Genomic DNA, 14,441 nt, shown 5'->3' with positions numbered 1-14,441 from the left:
CGTAGCGGATCATGTATACGCGTAATCAAACCAGGTGCCGCTCTACCATGGAAGAGGGTTGTGGCCGAAGTTGACCGGGTGTTAGCTTCTAGCCGTCCGGAACGATCAGCAGGTGGCGTACGACGTTTCTGCTGCGTGCCAACGCCTTTGACCAGGGCGATCGGTGGCCGCAGTCGGTTGTCGACGGGGGAGCGCGTTCTTTTGCGTGCCGGCCCCTCTTTCAGGAGGACTTCGGATGAATGCTGCTGAACTGCTCATCGCTGAACTCGAACGACGGGGCATTCAGCTTTGGGAAGAGGGCGGCGCACTGCATTACCGGTCACCGGCCGGAGCCCTGACCCAAGAGCTGCGCGAGGAGCTCCGGCGTCGCAAACCCGAGGTCCTTGAACGGCTGCGCCGGGCCGCAGGCGGGCCGACGGCCGAGCCGGACCCGGAGAGCCGTCACGATCCCTTCCCCCTCACGGACATGCAGTCCGCTTACCTGCTCGGCCGCCGGGACGTCTTCGCCTACGGGGGGGTCTCCTGCCACGGCTACGGCGAGCTGGAGTTCGACGCGCTCGACCCGGCGCGTCTGGAAACCGCCTGGCAGAAGATGATCGAACGGCACGACATGCTGCGTGCCACCGTCGCCGACGACGGCACCCAGCAGGTGGCGCCGACCCGGCCCCCCTACCGCGTCGCCGTCGAGGACCTTGCTCCGCACAGCCCGGAAGAACGCGCGGCCCGGAGGGAGGAGATACGGGAGGAAATGGGCCACCGGGTCTACGACAGCACGGTGTGGCCCCTCTTCGACCTCCGGGTGACCCGCGGCCCCGGCAGGGACATCCTGCACTTCTCCGTCGACTTCCTGATCGCCGACTTCCTCAGCATCCAGCTCCTGCTGGACGAACTCCGCCGGCTGTACGAGTGTCCCGACGCCGAACTGCCGGAGCTGACCATCCAGTTCCGCGACTACCTCCGCGCCGAGCGCGAACTGCGGACAGGTCCCCGCTACGAGGAGGACCGGGCCTACTGGTGGCGGCGGATCGACGAACTGCCGCCCGCCCCCGAGCTCCCGATGGAGCGGGACGCCGGGGCAGCGGGGCAACCCCACTTCCGCCGGTACGCCTTCGGCCTCACCCCGCCGCAATGGTCCGCACTGCGGGAACGCGCGGGCCGGCACGGCGTCACCGCGTCGACCGCCGTGCTCGCCGCGTACACCGAGGTGATCGGCGCGTGGAGCAGACACCCGCGGTTCACCCTGAACCTCACCCTGCTGAACCGCCTGCCCCTGCACCCCGACGTCCCCCGCCTCATCGGCGACTTCACCTCCGTCGACCTGCTGGAGGTCACCCAGGACCACGGGGTCCCGCTCGCCGAGCGGGCGAGCACGCTCCAGGGCCGGCTCTGGGAGGACCTGGACCACCGCCTGTGCTCAGGCGTCGAGGTCATGCGTGAGCTGTCCCGGCGGCGCGGCCAGGAGGCCGCCCTGATGCCCGTCGTCTTCACCAGCGCCATCGGTGTCGGCGGTACCGATGACGGCCTCGGCGAGGAGGCCTGGGGACAGCTCGGCCACGGCATCAGCCAGACACCACAGGTCTGGATCGACTGCCAGAACATCGAGCGGCGCGGCGGCCTCGCCACGAACTGGGACGTACGGGAAGGCGTGGTACCGGAGCGCGTCCTGGACGCCATGTTCGACGCCTATCGCACCCTGCTGCTGCGCCTCGCCGAAGGCGACGAAGCGTGGCGCGAACTCGCCCCCGTCCCCCTGCCGGCCGACCAGCGTGACCGCCGCCGAGCGGTGAACGACACGGCCGCCCCACTCCCCGAGGGGCTGTTGCACGAGGAGTTCGTCCGCCAGGCCGGGCGCACCCCCGAGCGGCCCGCCGTCATCAGCGACCGCCGCACCCTGACCTACCGGGAGCTGCTGGACCACGCCCGGGCCGTGGCCGAGGCGGTGCGGGACCGCACCGACCCCGGCGAACTCGTCGCCGTGGTGATGGACAAGGGCTGGGAACAGCCCGCGGCCGTCCTCGGCACCCTCCTCGCCGGCCGCGCGTACCTGCCGGTCGACTCCCTCCAGCCGGAGCTGCGGCGCGACCGGATACTCCAGGACGCAGCCGTCCGCTGCGTCCTCACCCAGTCCTGGCTGGCCGACGCCGCTCACGGCACCGGCATCCCCCGCGTCCCCGTCGACACCCTGGCCCCCGTCACCACGGCCCGCACCCCCGACGAACCGCCGGCCGCCCCCGACGACCTCGCGTACGTCATCTACACCTCGGGCTCCACAGGACGGCCCAAGGGGGTGATGATCAGTCACCGCAGTGCCCTGAACACCATCGAGGACATCAACCGGCGGTTCGCCGTCACCGCGGACGACCGCGTCCTGGGACTCGCCAACCTCGGGTTCGACCTGTCCGTCTACGACGTCTTCGGTCCGCTGTCCGTCGGCGGCGCCCTTGTGCTGCCCGGACACGAAGGCCGGTCCCACCCCTCCCACTGGGCTCGCACCGCCGCCGACCACGGCGTGACCCTCTGGAACTCCGTACCGGCCCAGATGCAGATGCTTGCGCACTACCTCAACGCGGAACGCGACCGCATACCCGCCGGGGAGCTCTCCGCACTGCGGCTGGCACTGCTGTCCGGGGACTGGATACCCGTGACGCTCCCGGGAGAGCTGGCCCGACTGCTCCCCGGGCTCAGGGCCGTGAGCCTCGGCGGAGCGACCGAAGCCGCGATCTGGTCGATCCACCACCCTCTGGACGAGGTGGCGGAGGAGCTGCGCAGCATTCCGTACGGTACGCCGCTGGCCAACCAGACCTTCGCAGTCCTCGACCAGGACCTGCGCGACCGCCCCGAACTGGTCGCGGGCGAGCTGTACATCGGCGGCGCGGGCGTGGCCCAGGGGTACCTCGGCGACGACGCGCTCACCGCCGCCAAGTTCATCCGGCACCCCGCCACCGGCGAGCGGCTGTACCGCACCGGTGACCTCGGGCGCTACCTGCCGGACGGCACGATCGAATTCCTGGGCCGCGAGGACGCCCAGGTCAAGATCAGAGGGCACCGGATCGAGCTCGCCGAGGTCGAGGAAGGACTGTGCTCCGCCCCATCGGTCGGAGCGGCCGCCGCCGTCGTCACGGGAGAGAGCGCCGCCGACCGCAAGCTGTGCGCGTTCGTCACAGGCAGGACACTCGACACGGACCCCGAGCCCGCCGACGACGTAGTACGCGCCCTGACCACCGCCGCAGCCGCGGTCCGCGCCGACCTCGAAGGCGACATCGACGGCGAGGCCATCGCCGGCTTCGTCCATGAGCTGGACACCGCCCTGCTGACCTCCATGGCCCAGGCCCTCGGCGAGACCGGACTCTTCGCGGACGGTGGTGCGGCGACGGCAGCGGACCTCGCCACCGCGCTCGGCGCGCTGCCCGAACACCATTCCCTCGTACGGCGCTGGCTCCGCGAACTGGCGGCCGCCGGAATGGTGCGCCGCGACGACGACGGCCGCCACCACGGCCTGCGGCCGGCCGATGTCGCGGACCGCACCCGGGCCTGGGAACGCGCCGAGGCGGCCCGGACCGAACGGATCTGCCCCACCGCCCTCATGGCGTACTTCCGGGGCAGCGCGGAGAGCCTCCGGGCACTGCTGCGCGGCGAGGCCAACCCCTCCCGGATGTTCTTCCCCGAAGGGCGCCAGGACGTCGCCGAGGCGACGTACAGCCACAACGTGGCGGCCGAACACAACAACCGCGTCGCGGCACAGGCCCTGCGCTGCATCGCCGAGACCCGTACGGCCGCCGACGGGCCGTTGCGCGTGCTGGAGGTCGGCGGCGGCATCGCCGGCACCACCCGGCATGCCGTGGACGCCCTGGCGCCCTACGACGTCCACTACACCTTCACCGACGTCTCGCAGTACTTCCTGCAGGGAGCCCGCGCCCGCTTCGCCGACCGCACGGACATGGAGTACCGGCTCTACGACCTCAACGCGGACTACCGGCCCCAGGGTCTCGCCGCGAACTCCTACGACGTGGTGCTGTGCGGCGGCGTGCTGAACAACGCCCGGCACACCGAACGCACGCTGCGCCAACTCAAGGAACTCCTCGTACCGGGCGGCTGGCTGATTTTCATCGAGGCGACCCGCGAGCACCTGGAGATCAGCGTCTCGCAGGCGTTCATGATGGAGGAGTTCGAGGACTTCCGCGCGGAGCAGGACACCACGTTCGTCACCCGGCGGCAGTGGCTGGACCTGACAGCCGGGCTGGGCGCCGACGCGGTCGTCTGCCTGCCGGAGGAGGACGACGCGCTCTCCGGGATGGGACAGCACGTCTTCGCGGTACGGCTGCGGCCCGAGCACGCGCGCGTCCACGTCCCGGCGCTGACCGAGCACCTCCGGCGGCGCCTGCCCGAGCACATGATCCCCGCGGAGATCGAGGTCCTCGACGCGCTGCCGCTCACCGACAACGGAAAGGTCGACCGCAAGGCGCTCCGGGAGCGGCTGCGGTGCACCACACGGTCCGAGGACAGCGTGGTGCACGAAGAAGTCACCGACGCCCTCGAAGAGACACTGGCGGCCCTCGCCGCCGACGTCCTCGGTGTGCCGTCCGTGGGCCGGCGGCAGAACTTCTTCGACCTCGGCGGTGACTCGCTGCTGGTCGCCCAGTTCGTCGGCCGCATTCGCGAACAGGTTCCCGAATGCGCCGAGCTCTACTTCGACGGCCTGCTGCGGCGGCTGCTCAACCAGCCGACCGTCGCCGAACTCGCCGACTACATCCGGCAGTACCGGCCCGCCGAACAGGCCGCCGGCAGCGCTCCCGCGCTCTCGCCCCTCGTTCCGCTCAACGACGAGTCCGAGGGACCCTTGCGGGTGCTGGTGCACGAAGGCATCGGGACGATGGCGCCGTACCGGAAACTGGCCAGGGAACTGGCCGAGCACGGCCCGCTCGCCGGTCTCGCCGTCAACGACATGCGCGGCTACCTGGCCCTGGACGCCGAGCACCTCATCTCACGGCTCGCCGGCGACTACGCCGAAGAACTGCTCGCCCAGGGCCACCGGCGGTTCCACGTCGTCGGGTACTGCCTCGGCGGCCTGCTGGCGACCGAGATGGCCGGCCGGCTCACCGAAGCCGGCGCGGACGTCGCCTCCCTCACCGTGGTGAGCAGCTACCGCGTCCCGTACCGGATCGAGGACGAGCTGCTCTACGAGTACGCCTTCGGCCGCGTCCTCTCGGCCGACCTGGGGGCGATGGGCTACCACAAGGACGAGGAGCTGATGGGCCGGGCACTGCGCACCGTGCTCGCCGCGACCCCCGGCACGGTCGGCGAAGGGGCCTTCGACACCCTCGACGGCGATCCGGATCTGGCCGAGGTCGCCGAGCGCTTCCAGGCGCTCCGCGCACGCGACCCTCAGGAACGGCTGGACACCCTGAGCGCACACCTTCTCGACCAGGGATCTCCCGTCGGTTCGGCCCAGCAGGTGACCGAGCTCTACGGCGTTTTCCGGCAGAGCTTCGCGGCCGCGACCTCGCACCGGTCCGACCTGTACGCCGGCGACATGACCTTCCTGAACCCGCGGGGCACGCTCCAGTTCCTGCCCGGGCTGCAGTCGGACATGACCGCCTACTGGCGCGAGACGTGCCTCGGTGACCTCACGGTGACCGAGGTGCCCGGCGACCACTTCAGCTGCTTGGCGGCCCCGCACGTCGGGACCACGGCGAAGGAGATCCTCGCCGCCGCACAGCGCGGCGGAGCGGCCAGGTGACCGCGTACGTACCGCTGACAGCCGCGGACAGAGAACGGGGAAGGGATTTTTCATGGTGAGGCCGCTGGACACCGGACGCCGGCCGAAGGTCGTGGTGTGCGGTACACGGTGGGGACGGGTCTACCTCCAGGCGTTCCTGGAGCCGGACTTCCCCTTCGAGCTCGTCGGCATCGTGGGACAGGGCAGCGACCGCAGCACGGCGTGCGCACGGTATTACGACGTACCGCTGTACACCGACGTGCAGCAGGTCCCCGACGACGTGGACATCGCCTGCGTGGTCATCAGCGCGGGAGTGCAGGGCGGCAGGGGAGCCGAGATCGCCCAGGCGTTCATGGACCGTGGCATGCACGTGCTCCAGGAACACGCGCTCCACCACGACGAGCTCGCCGCCTGCCTGCGGGCCGCCCGCAGGAACGGTGTGCAGTACCGGCTCAATACCCACTATCCGCACATCGAGCCGGTGCGCAGATTCATCGCAGCGGCCCGTGAGCTGTTCACCAAGCAGCGTCCCCAGTTCATCGACGCCACCTGCGCCATCCAGGTCGCCTACACCCTCTTCGACATCCTCGGCCGGGCCCTGGGCGGGGCGCGCCCGTGGGGATTCGCCGACATCCCGGCGATCCCGGACGAGCTGCGCTCGCTCACGGAGCTGGAATTCCCCTACCGCTCCGCGAACGGCGTCTTCGCCGGTGTGCCGATGACACTGCGCATGCAGAACCAGATGAAGTCGAGCGATCCGGACAACTACACCCACCTCTTCCACCGCATCACGGTGGGCACCGACGGGGGACACCTCACACTCGTCAACACCCAAGGCCCCGTGCTGTGGAGCCCCCGGCCGCACGGGCCGGAAGAGGCCTGGCACACGGTCCGCCTCTTCGACACGGACGCCGTGCACCTCACCTACCCCAGTGCTTCGGTGCTCGGCCCGGTCACGGGCCCCGACTACCGGGAGATCGTCGGCTCGGTCTGGCCAGGGGGCGTACGCACGGCCCTGGGAGCCCTGCGCCGGGCGGCGGTGGCCGGGGACGACCCGCTCAAGGAAGGGCAGTACTACCTCACGCTCTGCCGGCTGTGGCAGGACCTCACGACCCGGCTCGGGTACCCGACGCAGCTCACGCGGTCGGACGCACCCGACGTACTCCCGGCGGACGACCTGGAGAAGGCCGCTCTGGCCGTGGGCCCGAAGGACGGTTGGCGTGACTGACACGGTGAACCGCACCCCCGGTGCCGACTGGCTGCGATGTTTCCGGCCCGCTCCGGGCAGCAGGGTCAGCCTGGTGTGCTTCCCCCACGCGGGCGGCGCGGCCAGCGCGTTCCGCACCTGGCCCCGCCGGCTGGGCGACGGCATCGAGCTGTACGCGGTCCAGTACCCGGGGCGCCAGGACCGCTCGGGAGAACCGCACATCGACGACATGGAGGTCATGGCGGATGCCGTGGCGGCTGCGCTGCGTCCCCTCCTGGACCGGCCGCTGGCCCTGCTCGGGCACAGCATGGGGGCGGCCATCGCGTACGAGGTGGCACAGCGGCTGGCCGCCGAGCCGGTCGCCACGTGCGCCCACCTGTTCGTCTCCGGCCATCCCGCACCGGACATGCAGCGTCCCGGCACTCTTCACGAGAGCAGCGACACCGGCCTCATCGAGGACGTACGCCGCCTCGGTGGCATCGCACCCGAGGCCCTGGACAACCCCACGCTGCGTGAACTGTTCCTGCCCACACTGCGCGCCGACTACCGCCTGATCGAACGGTACGCACCGAGCCCTCGTACGCCGCTGCGTACCCCGGTCACCGTCCTGTGCGGCGCGGACGACCCGGAGATGACCCACGCCGAAGCGCTCGCCTGGTCCCGTACCACCAGTGGCGCCTTCGCCGTGCGGACCTTTCCCGGCGGCCATTTCTACCTCGCCGACCAAGAGGCACGGGTGGTGGACGCGGTGACCGGGACGCTCGACGACGTGACCGGCCGGGATACTGCCCCACTGCACGGGGGAAGGGGGCTCGCGCGATGAACCCGGAACAGGAACGGGAGAACGCGGCGCGTGGGTTCGCCATCCGCCTCTTCACCTCGGCGGTCGCCGCCCAGGAGCTGTTCACCTGCTACCTCGGCCTGAAGCTCGGCCTGTACGGCGCCCTGACGGACGCGCCCGCGACCTCGGCGGAACTCGCCGAACGCGCCGACACCGACGAGCGTTACACCCGTGAGTGGCTGGAGCAGCAGACGGCCGCCGGAATCCTCACCGTCGACGACGCCGGCCGCCCCGCGGCGGACCGCCGCTACTCCCTTCCCCCTGGCCACGCCGAGGTGCTGCTCGCACCGGACAGCCCCTACATGGTGGCGCCCATCGCGGTCCTCCCCATGGGGGCCACCGGCCCCGTCCTGCCCGACCTGCTCACCGCCTTCCGCACCGGAGCCGGCATCCCCTACACCACGTACGGTGAGGACTCCCGGGACGGGCACGCGGGCTCCAACCGCGCGCTGTTCACCCGACACCTGGCCGACTGGGTGCGCACCGCGCTGCCGGACGTGCACAACCGCCTCCTGGTCGGCGGCCGGGTGGCGGACGTCGGCTGCGGTGCGGGCTGGTCGAGCATCGCTCTGGCCACCGCGTACCCCGACATCCAGGTCGACGGCTACGACCTGGACGAGCAGTCGGTGACCGACGCCCGCCGCAACGCCAAGGAACACGGTGTGGCCGACCGGGTCGACTTCCAGGTACGCGACTGCGCGGACTCCCCGCGGTCCGGCCGTTACCAACTGGTCTGCGTCTTCGACGCACTGCACGACATGGCCCGGCCGGTCGACGTCCTGCGCTCCTGCCGCTCCCTGCTCGCTCCGGGCGCGCCACTGCTCGTCATGGACGCGAAAGTCGCCGAGCGCTTCACCGCTCCCGCCGGAGAGGTGGAACGGTTCCTGTACGCCGCCAGTGTGCTGCACTGTCTGCCCGTGGGCCGGTCCCAAGAACCGTCGGCAGCCACCGGAACGGCCATGCGCCCCGCGACGGTGGCCGCCTATGCGAGGGAAGCAGGCTTCTCCGGTACCGAGGTGCTGCCCGTGGAAGACATGTACCACCGCTTCTACCGACTGGCCGGTTGAGCAGCCATGCCGACGATTCCGACAGCATTCGGGGTGCGGCGCGCACCGCAACAGCCCGACTGGCCGTTGCCCGAGGCGGCGGCCGTCGTCCGGAGTGCGCTCGCCGCCAGAGCGGGGCTGGTCACGGAGGAGGAATGCCGGCACCTGACGGCTTCGCTCGGACAGGCCGGCAGGGGAGAGGCAGTGGTCCTCCAGGGAGGTGACTGCGCGGAACGGTTCGCCGACGCCGCTCCGTCCGTCGTATCGGCCAAGACCGATCAACTGCTGGCCCTGGCGGCAACCATCCGGCACACCAGCGGCCTGCCCACCCACCCCGTCGGACGCCTGGCGGGCCAGTACGCCAAACCCCGTTCCAGCGAACGGGAGCGTCTCGCCGACGGCCGCAGCATTCCCGTGTACCGCGGTGACGCGGTCAACTCCGCGGCGTACCGCGAATCCGCCCGGACGGCGGATCCGGCACGGTTGCTGCTGGCTCATGACGCCGCCGCAACGGTGCTCGACACCGTCCGGCGCTCCTGGCCCGACGACCCGTCGCAGCCCCGTGTGTGGTGCTCGCACGAGGCCCTGCTGCTCGACTACGAGGAACCGCTGATCAGGGCGGGGCGACGCGGGCCATACGGGTCGAGCGGCCACTTCCTGTGGATCGGGGACCGCACCCGCTCGCCGTACGGCGCTCACATTCGCCTCGCGGCCACTCTGACGAACCCCATCGGTGTGAAGCTCGGTCCGGGCGTTGCGCCGTCAGAGGCCGCGGAACTCTCCCGGCGCCTGAACCCTCATGGGGAGGCGGGTCGGCTGACGTTCATCGTCCGGCTCGGCGCGGCCCACGTGGACGACCTGCTGCCGGGGCTGGTCTCCGAGGTGGCCCGCCGGGGCGCCCCTGTGCTGTGGCTGTGCGACCCCATGCACGGGAATACCGTGCCCGGGCCCGGTGGCCGCAAGACGCGGCTCCTCCGCGACATCGCTCACGAGGTCACCGCATTCGTCCGCATCCTGCGGCGGTCGGGGCAGTACCCCGGGGGCCTGCATCTGGAGATGACGCCCGAGGACGTCGACGAATGCGTTGACGACGAGCGCGAGCCGGCCGGTGACCGGTGGCCCCGCAATTACCGGTCGGCGTGCGATCCGCGCCTGAACCCCGAGCAGGCCCGGCAGATCGTCCACACCTTCAGCAAGCACCTGTGACGGGTCGTCTCCCGGCACCAGGATCGGTGAAAGGCTCGGCATGCGTACGTTGATCATCGACAACTACGACTCCTTCACTCACAATCTCGCGCAGTACATCGGCGAGGTGAACGGCGAACCGTGTGAGGTCGTACGCAACGACGACCCCGGCTTCCGCATGGCGGACCTGTCGGAGTTCGACAACGTGGTGATCTCCCCGGGCCCGGGCCGCCCCGAGCGGCCGACGGATTTCGGTGTCTGCGCCGAGGTGATCAGGGACAGCGACCTCCCCCTCCTGGGGGTGTGCCTGGGGCACCAGGGGCTGTGCCAGGCGTACGGCGGAACGGTGGGCCCGGCTCCCGAGGTGCGGCACGGCCGGCTCTCGGCCGTCACGCACGACGGCCGGGACCTGTTCGCCGGGATCCCCACGCCGTTCGACGTGGTGCGGTACCACTCCCTGGCCGTGACGTCCCTGCCCGACGAACTCGAAGCGACGGCATGGGCCGGCGACGGCACCCTGATGGGTGTCCGACACCGTCACCGTCCGCAGTGGGGCGTGCAGTTCCACCCTGAGTCGATATGCACCGAGTACGGCCGTCGGCTGCTGGCGAACTTCACCACGCTCACGCAGCAGGAGCAGCGTCGCAGATCCCGCCTCCCTCGGAGCGCACCTCGCAGAACCGGTGCGTCCCCGTCCTCACCCGTGGCGACATCCGAGGGCTTCAGCCACCGGGTACTGGCACGGCGTATCCGCACCGCGGCAACGGCTGAACAGGTGTTTGCGCACCTCTACGGCGCGAGCCGGACCGCCTTCTGGCTGGACAGCAGTCGCGCCGACTCCTCCCTCGGCCGTTTCTCCTTCATGGGCGACGCCTCCGGGCCGCTCGCGCGCGTGGCCGAACATGATGTGTGGCGGGGCGTCACCACGGTACGGAGCGGCCCGTCCACCTCAACGGTCTCAGGGCCCTTCCTCCAGTGGCTGGACTCGGACCTGCGCGGGCCGGCCGTCGAGACACCGGAACTGCCCTTCGACTTCGCCCTGGGCTGGGTGGGGTACCTCGGCTACGAGCTCAAAGCCGAGTGCGGAGGTGCGCGCAGCCACCGCTCGGAACACCCCGACGCCGCCCTGCTCTTCGCCGACCGGGCCCTGGCTTTCGATCACCATTCCGGCGAGGTGCATCTGCTCGCACTGGCGGAAGTCGGCGCGGCCGCCGGCGCCGCGGCCGGTACGGAAGCCGCTCGGAGCTGGATGGACGAGACGGAGCGGCAGCTGCGCACGCTGCCGGCCACTCCGCTCCGGCCCGTCGGAATCCCGCACGGCGCCGGTGCCGCGAGCGGGCTGACGCTACGTCACCACCCCAAGCGCTACCTCGACCTCATCGATGCCGCACAGCGTCAGATCAGGGCGGGCGAGACCTATGAAGTCTGCCTGACCAACATGCTCGCCGGTACCGCGGACCTCGATCCGTGGGAGAGCTATCGCTTCCTGAGGGAGACCAGCCCCGCTCCGTTCTCCGCTTTCTTGCGCTTCGGCGACCTGTCGGTGCTCAGCACCTCACCCGAGCGCTTCCTGAAAGTGGGTGCCGACGGTGTGGCGGAGTCCAAGCCGATCAAGGGAACGCGGCCGAGATCCGCCGATCCCCGCGAGGACCAACAGCTCCACGATGAACTGCTGACCAGCGAGAAGGAGCGCGCCGAGAACCTGATGATCGTGGACCTGGTACGCAACGACCTCGGGTCGTGCGCGGCTCCCGGGGCGGTCTGGGTGCACAAGCTGTTCGATGTGGAGAGTTTTGCCACCGTCCATCAGCTGGTGAGCACCGTCCGGGCCAGGCTGGACGAAGGGGCCACGGCCATGTCCTGCTTCCGCGCGGCCTTCCCCGGCGGCTCCATGACCGGCGCCCCCAAGATCCGGACGATGCGCATCATCGACGAACTGGAGAGCGGGCCACGCGGCATCTACTCCGGTGCGATCGGTTACTTCTCGCTGAACGGCGCCGCTGACCACAGCATTGTGATCCGCACGCTGGTCGCACAGCACGGCAGGGTGCAGATCGGAGTGGGCGGAGCCATCACCGCACTCTCCGACGCCCAGGAGGAGCTGACGGAGACGGAGGTCAAGGCAGCGGCGTTCCTGCGGCTGTTCGGGCAGCCGTTCCCCGGCGGCGACACCGTGAGCCGATGAACGCGTACCCGAGCCGGCAGGTCGCGCGGGACCGGCAGCGGCGCTGCCGCGCGCACTCAGTCGGAGGTGCCGATGAACCCGTCGACCAGCGCGCCCAGGCCGACCGCGTAGGCGTCGGTCTTGCGGGCGGCCGTCCACTCGTTCGCCAGCTGGGCGAGGTGCGGCATGGTCTCCTGCTCCACCTCGGACACCATGACGATGGAGAGCGGCGAACGGTCGAGCTCCGCGGTACGGCGGTCCGTCGAGGTCTGCACGATGATTTCACCGACGGTGTAGTGCCAGACGGCGCGGTAGGCGGTGGCGGCTTTCCGGTGGTCGAACCCCGCGTCGACGAACGCGCCGAGGATGCTCTCGACCAGCCACAGGACCGAGGGCGCCATCAGGTCCCCGGCGGCCAGGACGTCCACGGCCCAGGGGTGGCGGCTGAGCTCGCCGTGCAGCAGGCACCACAGCACGATGAGCCGCTCCCGGGGGTCCTCGGGCAGCTCCGGCCGTTCGATCCGGGCCACGATCCGGTCGAGGACGAGCACCAGCAGCTGGTCCTTGTCGGCCACATGCCGGTACATGGCCATCGGAGAGGTGTCGAGCTCCTTGGCCAGGCGTCGCATGGTCAGTGCCTGGACACCCTCGTGCGTCACGATGTTCTCGCTGACAGTGACGATGTCGTTCAAGGCCAGACGCGGTGGCCGGCCCCCGCGATTGCGTTGCACATCCTGCGGGCTCATGGCAGAAGTTTCGCATCCCTCGGCCGGTGTGTGGCCACGGTGGTCCTACGGCCGGCCGGTGCGCAGCACGAACCGCTGCAGCTTACCGGTGGCGGTACGGGGCAGGGCCGGAACGAACTCCACCGACCGAGGTACTTTGAAGGGCGCCAGCCGCTGCCGCGCCTCGGCGAGCAACTCCCGGGCCACCACGTCATGGTCGCTCCGGTCCAGTGCGACGACGAACGCCCGCAGCTTGGTCGCACCGCGTTCGTCCGGCACTGCGGCAACGGCGGACTCGCGTACGGCGGCGTGGTCGTCCAGCACCCGCTCGATCTCCAACGGGGACACGGTGATGCCGCCGACCATCTCCAGGTCGTCGGCCCGCCCGGCGTGCAGGACGTTCCCGTGCTCGTCCAGCGCCGCCCGGTCCCCCGTGCGCAGCCAGCCGTCCCGCAGCACCTCGGCCGTGCGTGCGGGCTGCTGGAGATAGCCCGCCATGAGCGTCGGCCCGGATGCCCACAGGTCACCCTCGACGCCGGGGGTGGTGACGTGCCGGTTCTGGGCGTCCCGCACCTCAACCCGGAAGCCGGGGAGCGCTTTTCCGACGGTGCCGGGCACGGCGTGTGCGAGCGTCTGGGCGCAGAACGCGCCGCCGACCTCCGTGGACCCCAGCTCGTCCAGTACCGGCGCACCGAGCAGCCGACGGGCCTTGTCGGCCAGAGAGGGGCGCAGCGGCTCCCCGGCCGAGACGGCGACCCGGACCCGGTCGAACGCCCCGGGGGAGGCCTCGGCCGTCAGATGCGCCAGCGCGGAGGGCACGGCATGCAGCACGGTGACCGCGAACCGGTCGGCCAGCTCCTCGATGCGGGTGGGCGAGGGACGGTCGGCGAGCAGCACCGCTGCCGAGCCGGTGTACAGCGGGTACACGAGGGAGTTGCCCAGGCCGTAGGCGAAGAAGAGTTTCGAGACGGACAGGCTGACGTCGGTCGCCCGGATGCGGAGCATGTGCGCGGCCACGGCACGGTGGTGGTGTGCGAGATCGCCATGGCGGTGCACCACGCCGGCGGGCCTGCCGGTCGTGCCGGAGGTGTACTGGATGTACAACGGTGCGTCCGGCGGCACGGGGTGCGCGCGTGCCACGGAGGCCGTCGCCGCCCGCGCCATGAGATGTCCGGCCTCGATCGTCGTCCGGCCGGCGAATCGCGACAGCACAGGTTCCTCCGCCACGATCAGCGCCACCTCGCACTCCTGGACCAGGTGGGCGTGGTCCGCGGCGGGCAGAGCGGGGTTGGTGAGGACCGGAACCGCCCCCAGGCGGGCGGCCGCGAGGAAAGTGATGATCCATTCGGGCCCGTCGGGCAGGGCCAGCAGCACGCGCCGGCCCGGTGCCACTCCGAGCCCGGCGAGGACCTGGGCGGCACGGGCGGCGAGGTCGTGCACCTGGCCATGGCTGACGCGGTCGGATGCGGTGAGGTACGCCGGCCTGTCACGCCAGCCATGACGTGCGGCGCGGACTGCGAGCTCGGTGGCGATGTTCATGGCGGTTCCTTCCAGCAC

At 70.8% G+C, this 14,441-nt stretch carries 8 protein-coding genes; 6 read left to right on the top strand and 2 right to left on the bottom strand.

Translation table 11 applies throughout. The features are described from left to right. Window positions 1-235: 235 nt before the first annotated feature. Genes AB0I82_RS14740 through pabB form a run of 6 tightly spaced genes read left to right on the top strand, consistent with a single transcriptional unit; the run spans window position 236 to window position 12,180 of the window. Window positions 236-5,737 carry an amino acid adenylation domain-containing protein gene (locus tag AB0I82_RS14740; RefSeq protein WP_363257595.1) on the top strand — a complete coding sequence of 1,834 codons (5,502 nt, stop codon included), beginning with the start codon at window positions 236-238 and terminating at the stop codon, window positions 5,735-5,737. 52 nt (window positions 5,738-5,789) lie between these two features. After that, on the top strand, window positions 5,790-6,944 hold the full coding sequence (locus AB0I82_RS14735) for a Gfo/Idh/MocA family oxidoreductase (protein WP_363257593.1): 1,155 nt from the start codon (window positions 5,790-5,792) through the stop codon (window positions 6,942-6,944). Continuing rightward, window positions 6,937-7,746, top strand: a complete 810-nt coding sequence (locus tag AB0I82_RS14730; RefSeq protein ID WP_363257592.1) for an alpha/beta fold hydrolase — start codon at window positions 6,937-6,939, stop codon at window positions 7,744-7,746. Before AB0I82_RS14735 ends, AB0I82_RS14730 begins: the two co-directional genes overlap by 8 nt. Next, a complete protein-coding gene (locus AB0I82_RS14725) occupies window positions 7,743-8,831 on the top strand; it encodes a methyltransferase domain-containing protein (RefSeq protein WP_363257591.1) in 1,089 nt (362 codons plus the stop codon). The genes AB0I82_RS14730 and AB0I82_RS14725 overlap by 4 nt, the downstream gene beginning before the upstream one ends. 6 nt (window positions 8,832-8,837) lie before the next feature. After that, window positions 8,838-10,016 (top strand): 3-deoxy-7-phosphoheptulonate synthase, encoded by a 1,179-nt coding sequence (locus AB0I82_RS14720; protein ID WP_363257590.1) that lies wholly within the window; start codon window positions 8,838-8,840, stop codon window positions 10,014-10,016. A 40-nt stretch (window positions 10,017-10,056) separates the two neighbouring features. Continuing rightward, window positions 10,057-12,180 (top strand): aminodeoxychorismate synthase component I, encoded by a 2,124-nt coding sequence (gene pabB / locus AB0I82_RS14715; protein ID WP_363257589.1) that lies wholly within the window; start codon window positions 10,057-10,059, stop codon window positions 12,178-12,180. Between the two features lie 56 nt (window positions 12,181-12,236). On the opposite strand, the gene AB0I82_RS14710 is transcribed toward pabB, so the two are convergent. Further along, the gene (locus AB0I82_RS14710) at window positions 12,237-12,851 is read right to left on the bottom strand and encodes a TetR/AcrR family transcriptional regulator C-terminal domain-containing protein (RefSeq protein ID WP_363257588.1); all 615 of its coding nucleotides are present in this window, start codon (window positions 12,849-12,851) and stop codon (window positions 12,237-12,239) included. A 99-nt stretch (window positions 12,852-12,950) separates the two neighbouring features. After that, a complete protein-coding gene (locus tag AB0I82_RS14705) occupies window positions 12,951-14,423 on the bottom strand; it encodes an AMP-binding protein (RefSeq protein WP_363257587.1) in 1,473 nt (490 codons plus the stop codon). Window positions 14,424-14,441: the final 18 nt, after the last annotated feature.

The sequence above is a fragment of the Streptomyces sp. NPDC050315 genome, assembly GCF_040655775.1.
Taxonomy (GTDB): Bacteria; Actinomycetota; Actinomycetes; order Streptomycetales; family Streptomycetaceae; genus Streptomyces.
Note: the sequence above shows the minus strand (reverse complement) of the source record. Positions and strands in the feature narration are given on the sequence as shown.